Raw genomic sequence first — 13,228 nt, 5'->3', positions numbered from 1 at the left:
AGAAGTGGCTTTTCGAAACACATGTGGCTTCTGGACGGATTACCTCTGGGCGAATAACGGCGGATTACCACGCTACATTCGGGCCTACTCGCCCCTCAGGAATGACGCGACCTTACCCCAGAAACCCTTCTGGTTTCCAGTGTTGCGGGTGCCCGTGGGGGTCGGCTGGAAAACCGGACGCTGCTGGCTCGGCGCTTCCTGCTGATACGCGGGGTTCTGCTGATACGCCGGGTTCTGCTGGTACTGGGGAGGCGCCGGCTGGTACGGGTAGTTCGCCTGCGGGTGCTGCGGGTTCGGCTGGTAGCCCTGCGCCTGGTACGCGCCTGCCTGAGGCTGAGCACCCGGGTGGTAGTGGGCATCGGGTCGGTACGGGGATTCTGCGCGGTACGGGGCGTCCGCGTAGCCCTGGTTCTGGTATCCCTGCGGGTTCGGGCGGTACTCAGGGGCCGGCTGAGGAGCCTGCTGATACGCGGGTTCTGCCTGATTTGCCGTCGCCTGGTTCGCTGCGGGGCGCGGCGGGTTAGAGTACGCGGGGCGCGGGTTCGGCTGCTGCGGCTGGGCAGGTGCCTGACGCTGTGCGGGAGCCGGGCGCGCCTCCTGAGCGGGTTTCGCGGTAGAAGCGGGTGCCGCCGCGGGTGCGGGCTGAGCGGGAGCCGGGCGCTTCGGGCTGGTGTGCGGTGTACGCTGTCGCGGCTGGCCACTAGGAACCTGCAAGTGCGACCCCTCAGGAACGCCACTCTGCTCGGTAAGATCCTGAACAACGAACGCCGAACTGAAAAGCATGTCTTCCATGGTCCACTCAAGCGGCGGCTGCGCGTTCGGTGCCAGCTGCAGCTTGTCCAGTTCGCGCAGGTGCTGGGCGAGTACCTCCACCATGTAGTTGATGACGGCGAGGTTCGGCTGCTCCCCCAGGTTCTTCGGGTAGGCGAAGTGGTAGATGTAGGTGTTGATGTTCTGCCGCTTTTCCAGGGCTTTTGCCGTCTTCTCAACGGGGACGCCACCGCAGGTAAGATCCGAGATACTCTCGAAGATTTTGGGGCCTTCAGAGGCACGCACGGTCAGCGGACGCGAGGGGTCCACGGCGGACTGCTTCGGCCAGAAGATGCCGGGTCGGAATGCCATCTGCAGGCTGTTGTTGACGACGATTTCCTTCTCGGGTCGCCAGGGCTTCTCATGGTCCACGATGTACTTGCGCGGCATGGCGAAGGTGGTGAAGGAGCACGCGAAGCTCTGCAGCTCCTCCCCTGCCGGTGAGGTGCTCAGAATGTATGCTTTGGCGCGGTTCCAGGTTTCGCTGTTACGCATCTTGTTGACGAACATGGACAGCTTCGTCATGAACCCGTCGACTTTGACGGTGGGTGCGTCGGCGGTAATCAGGTAGATCCGCGCCGTGCCGTAGAGCGAGGAAAGCGCATACTTCTTGTTCGATTCGCCGAAGTTGGTGCCCATGATGAGGTGGCAGGTGGGCGGGTTGACCGGTTCGCCGTCGTAGTAGGGCATGTAGTCGAAGCCCATGTCGATGACCTGGCAGGCTTCTGCGGCGGCGTGGATGCTGTCGAGGGTGAGCGTCTCGTTGGTGGGCGTGCCGTCCGCGTTGCTGAACGCGATGAAGGCGGCCGTGTAGCCATAGGCTGCGCTCTTGGGCTTGTCCAGGGCGAAGGTGTTGCATCGCGGGTGGTGTGCGGCGTACTGCTGCTGGATGTGTGATACGGCGTTGTGCGGCATGTTCACTCCTTGGGGTGTGGTTGTTTATCGGATTCGATTGTGTGGGTGTGTGATGTGTTTTACTGTACGCTACTCCCCTGACAGGCTAAGCGGGCAGGGGTGCTTTTTTCGCGATAAATCGCGATGCGGAGGCGGCTGTACTCTCACCGGCGAGCGCGCGCTCAGCGGCGAGTTTGGCGGGCAGCGAGCATGGTGGCGGGTGGAGGGGCGGCGCATCCAACGCTGCGGGTGCGCCGCGCCCTGTGTTTTACCGGCGCTTGTTTTACCGGCACTTTAGCCTGGCGGGTTACTTGCCGCGGCGGCGCTTAATTTCCCGGCCCCAGACCATCACGATGTCGATGCCGAGAACCCCGTACTCGTACTCGTCGAGAGCGGCCTGAACTGCCTTGGTGTTCACCGCGAACCAGTCGTCGGGCAGCGAGTCGATCCACGATTCCCAGTCTGCGATGCGCCAGTTGTAGGTTCGTTCCATGAGGTCCACGAAATCGTCGCCTCCAAGTTCTTCGGGGAACTGGGAGTACCACAAGGAGTCCGACTCACTGTTCGGCCGTTCTTCTCGAAAATTAACGAACTGACGCCAGTTCTTCTTCGTGATGATAAAGGATTCTTCCCCGTCAGGACCGAACTTTTCCACGGTGCCCACGTACGAATTGGTTTTAACGCGCTCCCAGAAGGTCGGCACGTCAATTTCGCCGCGCTTGACCAGGTCAGCCAGGTACTCGATACGGTCATGCGGAGGGGCGATGGCGCCATCCGGGAGAGCATCGCCGAAGGTCAGCAGGCGGCCGGCGCGGTAGTCCTCCATGTTGATGGTCTCCCAGGAGAAGCCGTTGATTTCTTCGTACTGGTCGTCGTCAAGGCAGGGGTACCGTTCGTTGTCATACACGAGTCGTAGAAGTTCGATGGAACCGCGTTCGCCTTCGTAAGCGAAGTTATCCAGCTGCACCTCACGCACGTATTCTTCCTGCGCTTCGTTCAGATAGTACTGACCATCCTTGCGGCGGAAGTTGAGCTTCTTGGTTTCGGTTCCGTTCTTCAGGTTCGCCTTGTGGATGTTGACGGCCTGTTCAATCGTCTTCTGGCTCGGGTCCAGTACGTATGCGAGGCGAAGCTGCGTCTCGTACGGGGTGATGATGTTCAGGCTACGCAGCTTCTCTTCGTACCCCTTAGAATCCTTGTAGTACATATCTTCATCGATGAATTCAAGCTTTTCTTCAATGCTCATCGTTGGAATTTCATCATGCAACCTCTGAACCCTGTTGAAGGCCTCTTCATCTTGAGAGTTGACTTCTGCGTGTGCTTCAGCCTCCTTCAACGCCAATGCCATGTAGGTGTCGATGTTGAAACGTTCCGTGTACATCGGCTCCATGGCGTCGCAGCGTTCCTTATTGATCTGGCGGCGCTTCTCTTCCAGGGCCTGGTAGTACTCCAGATCATCCAGGGTCTTCTGCTGAGTGTTAGTCGTGGGGTTGTCCATGGTGGTTGGTCCTTTCTCTCGGATGCGCTGGGAGGGTGCGGTGCTCTCGGGGCGTGGGCTTCGGTGCTTCTGATTACAGATTAGAAAAGACCCCTGACAAGATAAGGGGCTGTGCCGCCCCGTATGGAAATTCGGTCATGGGTTACGGACTTCGACCATGGGTTAGTGACTTTGGGCTGGGGTTTTATCCCCCGCCAAAGTCACTAACTCATGACCGAAAATCGGCACTGTGCAGAGGGGGGGTAGATTACACGGCGGGTAGCTGGCTGTTTCGATAGGTTGCTGTCTTTACTGCGGGGTAAAGACCCACGGCGAAAACACTAACCTATCGAAGGAGTCCCCGATCCTCCCCGCTTAACGGCGAAAAGCCACATGTGTTTCGAGAAGCCACCAAAGAAGTGGCTTCTCGAAACACATGTGGCTTCTGGGCGGATTACCGCAAACTAGCGCGGGTTACAGTACATAACCGTGCGTTAGTTTCCGAGGATTATTCTCCACCAAGGAACGGCATGAAGCGGACGATGTGCTTCTCCAGCTTCTGCTTCACGCGCTTCGCCTTGGTTGCTGCATCCTCGGTCTTCGCGCCGCCGAGCTTGCCGCCGAAGAGCGAAATCTTGCCCTTGACCAGGCGGCTGATCTTGCCGGGGATGGTGCGGCGGTTCTCCTTGAGCGCACGGTTGACGACGCGCTGGGTCTCTGCGGAGTCCAGCTCTTCGTCCTTGACGATGGTGTCCTCTTCGCGGGTGCGGCGGTCGGTCACGTAGTGGTGGAAGTGCTCCTGCACGTCGTGGTCTTCGGACTCGTTCAGGTAGGTGTCGAAGTAGTCCTCGATGATATCGCCGCTTTCGCGCAGGTCGGCGTCGTTACGAATTGCGAGGCGCACGCGGTCGCGGAAGTGCTCCACGCTGTCCTGCGCGGTTTCGGAGGTGCCGCTCTCCCCTGCCGCCTTGCCGTGGCGTGCGGCGCGGGCTGCCTTGACGAGCTCCAGGATGTAGAGCACACCGACTTCCTGCTGCCTGACCAGTTCGGTCAGGAAGGATACGCGATCAAACAGGTCAACTGCGGTCGGCTTTTCTTCACCTTCGCCGGTTTCGCTGTCGGCGCTGTCCTTCGCTTCTTCCTGTTCGCGGCGCAGTTCGCGGGCTTCTTCGTAGATGTCGTTGTAGACACCGGTGTAGCCCTGCATGTCGTAGTCGCTGATGAGTTCGTTGCCGCCGTCGCGGATGAACTCGTCGTGCACGCGCAGTTCCTGCTGCAGTTCAAGCACCTGGTTCATGAGCTCGATGTAGCGGGCCTTGTCCTCGGGAGTGTCCACAGTGATGGAGCCACCCTCGTCAATGGGGAATTCTTCGCGCAGGTCAGAGACGGCCTGATCGTATGCGGCGTAGGCTTCCTTGTAGGGTCGGGTGAACGCGATGCCGAGGGCGGACTGGCCGTCGCTGTTTTCGGTGTCGCCGAAGAGGGTGAAGGCGTCCTTGGTTGCCTGTTCGAGGTCGCGGAAGCACACGATGTTGCCGGAGGGCTTGAGCGAGTTGAGGATTCGGTTGGTACGGCTGTATGCCTGCACCAGGCCGTGCATCTTCAGGTTCTTGTCGACCCAGAGGGTGTTGACGGTCTTGGAGTCGAAGCCGGTGAGGAACATGTTGACGACGATGAGCAGGTCCAGTTCACGCATCTTCATCTTGCGGGAGACGTCCTTGTAGTAGTTGTCGAAGGAGTCGCCGTCGGTGCTGAAGTTGGTGCCGAACATGGTGTTGTAGTCTTCGAGGAAGCCGTCCATGCGGCTGCCGGTGCTTTCGGTGTCGAAGGCGTAGTTTTCTTCTTCGCCGAAGGTGTCGAAGAGCTGCCCGCCGTTGCCCTGCGAGTAGATGATGGCGACCTTGAGCTTCTGTTCGGGGCGCAGGGTGCCGTCTGCGATGCGTTCTTCTTGCAGGGTGTTGAGGGTGTCGTAGTAGGTGCAGGCGGCGTCGATGGATGAGGTTGCCAGGATTGAGTTGAAGCCGCGCACGCGTTCTACGAAGTGTTTGGTGACGCCGTTGATGGTGCGGGTCTTCTTGACCTCGTAGCTGGTGGCTGCGCTCTGGTTGGTTTTGCGGTCGTAGTTGTCCAGGATGTAGGTGGCTACGGCTTCGATACGTTCGGGGCTTTCGAGTACTTCCTTGCTCTTTGCGAACTTTTCGAGTTCCTTCGCGTCGGGGGTTTCGGCATGTTCGGCGGCGATTTCTTCGGCGTAGGAGGTTTCTTCGAGTTCGGCGAAGTGGGGGCTGGTGTTGGTGTATTCCAGGTGGAATTTCAGCACGTTCTTGTCGTTGATGGCGTCGACGACGGTGTATGTGTGCAGGCAGTCGCCGAAGACTTCGACGGTGGTGGTGCCGGGGCCGCCTGCGGAGTTCTTTTCGAAGATGGGGGTGCCGGTGAACCCGAACATGCTGTACTTCTTGAAGTGCTTCTTGATGGCGGTGTTCATGCGGCCGAACTGGGAGCGGTGGCATTCGTCGAAGATGATGGCTACGCGCTGGCCGTAGACGGGGTGCTTGGGTTCGGCGGTGATGAGGTTGGACAGCTTGTGGATGGTGGTGACTACGATGTTGGTTCCGCGGTCGGCGAGGCGTTCGCTGAGTTCGCGGGTGCTGCCGGTGGAGCTGACGGAGTCTGCCTGGAAGTTGTTGTATTCGAGCATGGTCTGGTAGTCGAGGTCCTTGCGGTCCACGACGAAGATGACCTTGTCGACGAGCCCGGTTTCTGCCAGGCGGCGTGCGGTTTTGAAGCTGGTGAGGGTCTTGCCGCTGCCGGTGGTGTGCCAGATGTAGCCGCCGGCTTCTTTGGTGCCGAGAATCTTAGGGTTGTTGTTGGCGATTTCGACGCGCTTAATGATTTTCTCGGTTGCCGCGATCTGGTAGGGGCGCATGACGAGCAGGTCCTGGCCTACGGTGAAGATGCAGTAGCGGGTCAGGACGTTTGCGAGGGTGTGGCGGGTGAGGAAGGGGCGCGCGAAGAGAATCAGGTCGTTGATTCGGTTGTTCTGTTCGTCTGACCAGTAGCTGGTGAATTCGAAGCTCTTGCCTGCGGAGCCGCCGGAGTCGGTCTTACGGCTGGCGGTCTGCTGGTCTTCGACGTGCTTGTGGCGCACGGTGTTGGAGTAGTACTTGGTTTCGAAGCCGTTGCTGATGACGAAGATCTGGACGTATTCGAAGAGGCGGTGCTGGTCCTGCTGGAAGCCTTCGTTCTGGTAGCGTTCGATCTGGTTGAAGGCTTCGCGGATGCTCACGTTGCGCTTTTTGAGTTCGATGTGCACGAGGGGCAGGCCGTTGACGAGGATGGTCACGTCGTAGCGGTTGAGTACTTTGCCGTTGGGGGCGGGTACGCGGTACTGGTTGATGACCTGCATGTGGTTGCGTGCGGGGTAGGCGGCGTCGATGAGCATGATGTTGCGCAGGGTGCCGTCTTCGAGGCGGAAGTCGATGAAGCGTTCTTCCTGGATGAGCTTTGCTTTTTCGAGGATGCCGTCGTTGGAGCGGGCGATGTGTTCGGTGAGTAGGCGGTTGAATTCTTCGTCGGTGAAGTGGAAGCCGCTGTTGGGGCCGTAGGCGCCTTCTTCGGGGCGGGTGTTGAGGCGTTCGAGCTGTTCGCGCAGGTTGCGGATGAGTGCGGCTTCGTCGGTGAGGCGCGGCAGGTAGTCGTAGCCTTGGGTTTTGAGGGTTTCGATGAGTTCGGCTTCGAGCTGCGCTTCGCTCTGGTGCTCGCGCTTCTTCTGGTGCTGGGCCTTCCAGTCCTCGTAGAGGTCAGTTCCCTTGAGCTTGGCGATGACGGTGAAGTCGTCTGAGCTGAGGATGCTTTCGGTGCGTCCTTCGGTGGGGCGGGGGTGGTTGGGTACGGTTTCCACGGGGTGCTCCTTTGCGTAGGGGTTGAGTGTGTGGATGGTTGGGCTCAGAGTTAGCGGGCTCTGGGTTGGTGAGCCCGGCTAGTTGAGTGTTGGTTGTTGAGTGTGGTTGAGGTATGTGGTTGAGGTCTAGCGGCCCGTGCAGGGGTGGCGGGTGCCGCCCCTGCACGGGGTGTGCGCGTGATGCGCAGGTATCTACTAGTTTCCGCCCTTGCGGGGGAAAGTGAGTAGCTGGTCGCGGTAGTACTCGTACTGGCTGCGACGCGCTGCGAGCTCTGCGGGTAGACCCTCGGAGAGGCTGCTGGTTAGGGCGTCGAAGCGGTCGAGAATATCGACAATGCGCTGCTGAATCTCCATAGGAGGAACCGGGATTTTGGTTTCCATCAAGTGCTTATTAGTAATTGACTTTACGATTGTTCCATGACCAGCAAACATGAGGGTCCTGAAGTAATAAGTCAAAAACCTTGCATTCATTGAATCATTCAGAACCAGCCCACGAATATCCTGATTAATTGCTAGATTCATTCCAGCAATTTTCATCCTGCCAGGATTAATTTTAATTGCGACAATAACTGCCCCTGCGGGAACTATATTCGTAGAGCTTCCTTTTACTCCCTCTTCTGTAATTTTTGACCTAGTATCTGTAACTTCCAAAACATCATCAGAAAGGTCACCTACAGAAGCCCAAGGAATATTGCCTTCCCAGTACTCTGCTTTAGATTTGCTGGGAGTTCCGCCACCGTAATTCTTGGCTACAACGTCTTTCAGAGAGCGATATTCTACTCCGTCAGGGCAGAGCGTCTTCACCAGACCAGCAATAGCAGGAAGACCGGTTGCGGGGTCTTTGAGAGTTCCAAAGAGAGAGCCACGGTAGTACTCGTATTGCAGAGTACGCGCTTCCAGCTCCGCTTCCAGCTCCGCTTCCAGGTTCGTGAATTTATCAAGAATTTCAACAATCGCTTCCTGAATCTCCAGAGGCGGAACAGGAACCTCAAACTTCACAAGCATTGGCTTACGGATAGATTTGACGGTAGCTTCAACTGCATGCCGGTTAATATATTCCTTAAAGAATGAAGAAATATAGTAATACCCAAACTTGGGGTTCATCTCATCGACCGTAAAAGAAACCCTGTAGGCACGCTGATGCAGGTCATATTTCCCAGATACAAAGTGGAAGATTTCACCAACGCCACCCTCACCAGGAATAACAATTGCAGTCTCATCGTATAGATACTTTGACGACCGAAGAATTGTCTTGGAACGAACATAGAAGGGATACTGCCCAGATTCCTGAGCATCTTTCTTGTCGCTCTTGCCAGTTCCAATATCAGCAATTTCACCCAGCGGGCGGTACTCCACCCCGTCCGGGCAGAGCTCAGCCACCAGGCGGTCAATATAATTCGTCACCTCGACCACGATTACTCGCCGCCTTCCAGGCGCGCCACAATAGCGTCAATCTCCACGCGCAGCTGAGCCTGACGAGCCACAATACCCTCAATACGAGAATTCAGCTCAACAATATCCACGCGCTCACGGGTGTCCTCCGGCTCAACCCAGCTCGACACCGCCAGGTTCGCCTCCTGCTCCAGCAGCTTCTCCACCGGAACCAGCGCCGAGAAATGCTCACGCTCCTCACGAGCCGCCAGCACCTCAAGAATCTTCTCACGGTGCGACTTACCCAGAATATTCTGGTTCGTGCCCTTATCAAAGAGCTGCGAAGCATCCACGAACAGCACCGAATGATCCTTACGGCGACCCTTCTTCAGCACCAGAATGCAGGTCGCAATGCTCGTACCGTAGAACAGGTTGGCGGGCAGCTGAATCACAGCATCCACCACGTTCTGCTTCAGCAGGTACTCACGAATCTTACGCTCCGCACCGCCACGGTACAGCACACCCGGGAACTCAACGATAGCGGCCGTACCAACCTCATCCAGCGACGCCAGCATATGCATCGTAAACGCCAGGTCAGCCTTCGACTTCGGCGCCAACACCGCCGCCGGAGCATAACGGTCATCGTGAATCAGAGTCGGGTCATCATCACCCTTCCACTTCGTCGAATACGGAGGGTTAGACACAATCGCACCAAACGGCTCCTCAAAATCGCCGCCCGCACCACCGCGGTGCTTCGGGTCAATCAGAGTATCACCGTGCGCAATACTGAAATCATCCACCGGCACACCGTGCAGCATCATGTTCATACGGCACAGGTTATAGGTCGTCAGGTTAATCTCCTGACCCACAAAACGCAGACCATCCGAGTTCTTACCCAGCTCACGCTTAAACTTCAACAGCAGCGAACCCGAACCACACGCCGGGTCATACACGGTACGAATCTGCTCAGCATCACGGCCATCCATGGCAATCTTCGCCAGCAGCTCCGAAACCTCCTGCGGAGTGTAGTACTCGCCGCCGCTCTTACCCGCATTCGCCGCGTACATGCCCATCAGGAACTCGTAGGCGTCACCGAAAGCGTCATTCTCGCTATCCTCGTAGCCCTTATCCAAGTTCATGTCCGCCACAGCATCCATGAGCTTGAGCAGGTTCTCGTGACGAGCCGCCGGGCTCACACCCAGCTTATTCGAATCCAACACAAAGTCATCGAAGAGGCCCTTCACGTTCGCTTCGGAGTCGGTACCGCGCGCGGACTCCTCAAACGCCTTGAACACGTTCGCCAGGGTCTCGTTCAGGTTCTGATCCTGACGAGCCTTCGTGTGCACCACAGAGAACAGCTGCGAAGGCAACAAGAAAAAGCCGCGCTCATTGACGAAATACTCTTTAATGTGATCTTTGAACTCGTCGTCTGGGATATTCTCAAAGCGATCAGGCATGTCAATATCCTGGCTCTCCACAAAGCGCACCTGGCTCTCAGAGAGGTAACGGTAGAAGAGCATACCCAGCACGTACTGCTTAAAGTCCCAGCCGTCTACCGAACCGCGCAGGTCATTCGCAATCCGCCAAATCGTAGAGTGCAGCTGCGCACGCTCAGCGTTGCGGTTACGGTGCTCGTCAGTAGTAGCGGAAGAATCCGTAGACTGCGTCGTCATAGGGGCGGTCAACCTCTCATTAGTTATCGTTTCTCGTCGCAGAAACGTCAAAAGTTCGGGACCCGTGCGGTCCCTGTCGTACACATGCGCCGGCGCGGGTTCAGAAGCCCTGCTCGGTGGGAGCGTTCATAGCTTCCACAAGCCGTTTCGTACCCGGCAGCGCGAACTCTTTCAGTATACGGCTTCCCCAGACCCCGCACGCGCCCGTTCGTCATCGCGGAGCCTCCACCACCCCTCCCCATAGACAGCGAAAAGCCACATGTGTTTCGAGAAGCCACCAAAGAAGTGGCTTTTCGAAACACATGTGGCTTCTCAACGTAAAGACCAGAAAATAGAAATCCGGCCCGTCTACTCCATCAAGAGTAGCGGGCCGAACGGTTAACTCAAGAGTACAAAAACCAGCACCCAAAAATCAACACATGAAGGATATTTCTAAAGAGCCTACGCTTCCGAGGGCTTCGCGCCGGTCAGGCGGTACGCCTTGTACACGCCCGTCACGTTACGGACCACGTTCAGCACGTGCTCCAGCATGAAGCGGTCACCCAGCTCCAGGGCGAAGCGGTCCACCACGGTACGATCCTCCGAAGTGTGCACGCGCGCATCCAGAATGTTCACGCCCGATTCAGAAATCGCACGAATCAGGTCGCTCAGCAGGCCCTTACGGTCCAGCGCCTCCACCTGAATCTGCACACGGTACGTCGCGGTCGGCGAAGACGCCCACTCGACCGTGGTCACGCGCGGCTCCTCGTCAGCGTTACGCATGTTCGGGCAGTCGCGGCGATGCACCGAAATGCCGTTATAACGGGTCACAATACCGATAATGTCATCCGGCGGGACCGGGGTGCAGCAGCGCGCAATCTTCGTCAGCACACCCTCAGCACCCGGCACAATCACGCCGTTATCGCCAATTGCCTTGCGGGTCGACTTCAGCAGCGTCTCATCAAAATCGCTGACCTCAACCTCGGGTGCCGGCTCGTCGCCACGGTGCACCTCAACGAGGGTGTCAATGACCTGCTTCGGCGCAATCTCGTGCTCACCAATCGCACGGTACAGCGACGCCACATCGTTCTTGTGCAGCAGCTGAGCCACCTGAGTCATAATCTCCGGGCTCATCATCTTCTGCAGCGGCAGCTCACTGTTACGCATGCTCTTGGTGAGCATTTCGCGGCCTGCGAGTAGCGCCTCCAGGCGGCGTTCCTTCGCGAAGTACTGGCGGATCTTCGTGCGAGCGCGTGAGGAGCGAACGAACTTCAGCCAGTCCTCGCTGGGTCCGGCGTCTTCGTTCTTCGTGGTCATAATCTCCACGGTCGCGCCGGTAGGCAGGACCGTGTGCAGCGGCACCAGGCGGCCGTTGACCTTCGCGCCGACGGTGCGGTCGCCGACCTCACTGTGGATGGCGTAGGCGAAGTCCACGGGGGTGGAGCCGTTGGGCAGGGCGATTGCCTCGCCGTTGGGGGTGAGCACCACGATTTCGTCGGTGTCGAGGGTGTCAGCGAGCGACTCGTAGAACTTCTCCGACTCCGGGTTGGAGTTCGAAATCTCGGCAATGGACTGCAGGATGCCGACGTTCATCATCGCCGAGGTCTGGGTGCCCGGCTCCTTCGGGTCCTTCGCGGGCGCGCCGCCACGAGCTGCGACCTTCTCGCCGCGCGATGCCGCCTTGTAGCGCCAGTGCGCCGCCACACCGTACTCGGCTTCTTCGTGCATCTTGTAGGTGCGAATCTGAATCTCAAGCGGCAGGTTGCCCGGGCCGTACACGGTCAGGTGCAGCGACTGGTAGTTGTTGTTCTTCGGGTTCTTAATGTAGTCCTTGAAACGGCCAGTCATCGACGGCCACAGGGACAGCACGTGGCCGAGCACGGTGTAGCATTCCGCCTCTTCCTCAACCATGATGCGCACGGCGAGGATGTCGTTAATCTCGTCGAAGCTGCGGCCCTTCGTCTTCATCTTCTGATGAATCGAGTAGTAGTGCTTCGGGCGGCCCGTCACGGTCGCGTCGATGCCCACCTCTTTCAGGCGGTCCGTAATCTTGGTGCGCGCCTCATTCAGGAACTTTTCGAGCGCGGGGGTGCGTTCGCCGACCATGCGCACCATTTCGGCGTAAATTTCCGGGCTCATGGCGGCGAAGGACAGGTCCTCCAGCTCCCACTTGATCGTGTTCAGGCCCAGGCGGTGCGCGAGCGGCGCGTAAATCTTCAGGGTCTCCTCCGCCTTCTTCGCGGCGGAAGCCTGCGGCACAAAACGCCAGGTGCGCGCGTTGTGCAGGCGGTCGGCAAGCTTGATGAGCAGCACGCGGATGTCCTTGCTCATGGACAGCACGAGCTTGCGGATCGTCTCAATGGAGGCGTTCTCGCCGTAGGTCATCTTGTCCAGCTTGGTCACGCCGTCGACCAGGTAGGCGACCTCTTCACCGAACTCTTCGGTGAGCTGCTCCATCGTGTAGTCGGTGTCTTCCACGGTGTCGTGCAGCAGGCCGGCGGCGAGCACGGGGCCGGTCGCGCCCATCTCCGCAAGAATCGCGGTCACAGCGACAGGGTGCGTGATGTACGGGTCACCGCTCTTACGCTTCTGACCCTCGTGGCAGCGGTTCGCCACCTCGTAGGCGCGCTGCAGCACCTGGATGTCTTCGTCCGGGTGGTAGCGGCGCACGGCACGTACAACCGGCGCAATCATCGGGGAGAAACGGATGGTGCCGCCGTTCGAGTCGGAGGCTTCCATCTTGCTGCTGCGGCTGCCGAAGACGAGGCGGTTCGGCACACGTCCGCCAGCAGCCATGACGCGGTGCGAGCCGCGTTTCTTCTTCGCATCAGACGAATCAGTTTCAGGCAGAGGAATCGGGCCAGCGGGCCGAACCGCGGGCTTCTCGGCGGTCCCTGCAGGGTTCTCAGCGTTGGTGTTCACGGCAGGTTCTGCACTCATTCCGGGCTCCTTCGGACTCAAGATAATCAGCCGCACACTCAGGTTCCTCATCGTTGAGGGCTATACCGGCCAAACCAGCCATCAGCAGGCTCAAACGCGAGCGCACAGTATCTTCACTTCTTATCCTACCCAGCGGTCTGGAACGCGCCAAACTATGCGACGTTTTAACACACCAGAGCG

6 protein-coding genes are annotated in these 13,228 nt (G+C 58.4%); all 6 read right to left on the bottom strand.

The annotated features are described in order from the left end of the window. Window positions 1-84: 84 nt before the first annotated feature. On the bottom strand, window positions 85-1,725 hold the full coding sequence (locus HMPREF2894_RS06090) for a histidine kinase (protein WP_070678281.1): 1,641 nt from the start codon (window positions 1,723-1,725) through the stop codon (window positions 85-87). Between the two features lie 286 nt (window positions 1,726-2,011). Continuing rightward, entirely contained in the window at window positions 2,012-3,202 is a 1,191-nt protein-coding gene (locus HMPREF2894_RS06085) for a hypothetical protein (RefSeq protein WP_070678278.1), read from the bottom strand. A 487-nt stretch (window positions 3,203-3,689) separates the two neighbouring features. Further along, window positions 3,690-7,085: a type I restriction endonuclease subunit R, EcoR124 family gene (locus tag HMPREF2894_RS06080; protein WP_083309917.1), complete on the bottom strand. Its 3,396-nt coding sequence runs from the start codon at window positions 7,083-7,085 to the stop codon at window positions 3,690-3,692. A gap of 195 nt (window positions 7,086-7,280) precedes the next feature. Beyond that, complete coding sequence (locus tag HMPREF2894_RS06075) at window positions 7,281-8,489, bottom strand: restriction endonuclease subunit S (RefSeq protein WP_070678445.1); 1,209 nt, start codon at window positions 8,487-8,489, stop codon at window positions 7,281-7,283. A gap of 11 nt (window positions 8,490-8,500) precedes the next feature. Continuing rightward, window positions 8,501-10,129 (bottom strand): type I restriction-modification system subunit M, encoded by a 1,629-nt coding sequence (locus tag HMPREF2894_RS06070; RefSeq protein ID WP_070678275.1) that lies wholly within the window; start codon window positions 10,127-10,129, stop codon window positions 8,501-8,503. A 441-nt stretch (window positions 10,130-10,570) separates the two neighbouring features. Next, the gene (locus tag HMPREF2894_RS06065) at window positions 10,571-13,048 is read right to left on the bottom strand and encodes a RelA/SpoT family protein (RefSeq protein WP_070593359.1); all 2,478 of its coding nucleotides are present in this window, start codon (window positions 13,046-13,048) and stop codon (window positions 10,571-10,573) included. Between the last annotated feature and the right edge of the window lie 180 nt (window positions 13,049-13,228).

The organism is Rothia sp. HMSC066G02 (assembly GCF_001813145.1).
Taxonomy (GTDB): domain Bacteria; phylum Actinomycetota; class Actinomycetes; order Actinomycetales; family Micrococcaceae; genus Rothia.
Note: the sequence above shows the minus strand (reverse complement) of the source record. Positions and strands in the feature narration are given on the sequence as shown.